The organism is Paracoccus sp. S4493, from assembly GCF_000967735.1.
Classification (GTDB): Bacteria; Pseudomonadota; Alphaproteobacteria; order Rhodobacterales; family Rhodobacteraceae; genus Paracoccus; species Paracoccus marcusii.
On the sequence record NZ_JXYF01000075.1, the window covers coordinates 1 to 429 of the forward strand.

Annotated in this window: 1 pseudogene; it reads left to right on the plus strand. The window is 71.8% G+C overall.

The features are described from left to right. Positions 1-429: pseudogene (locus tag TW83_RS21140) on the plus strand (drug:proton antiporter); the annotation flags it as partial.

Below are 429 nucleotides of genomic sequence, written 5' to 3' on the forward strand. Positions count from 1 at the left end.
CCGCGCAGCGAGGCGCTGTCGGTGATCCTGTCCCTGGGCCTGGGCCTGACGGTGCTGGCGGCGGTGGGGCAGGTGTCGTCGAACCTGCGCCAGGCCATCGCGACCGAACTGCCCGAACGCGCGCCCAGCTATTTCTTTCTGGACATCCAGCCCGATCAACTGGACCCGTTCCTGACCCGGCTGCAGGACGATCCGCTGGTCGGCGACGTGCAGACCGCGCCGATGCTGCGCGGCATCGTCACGCAGCTGAACGGCCGCCCCGCGCGCGAGGTCGCGGGCGATCACTGGGTGCTGCGCGGCGACCGGGGCATCACCTATGCCGCGACCCCGCCGCCGGGCACCCAGATCACGCGCGGCGACTGGTGGCCCCAGAATTACGCCGGCCCCCCGCTGGTCAGCCTGTCCGAGGAGATCGCGACCGAGATCGGC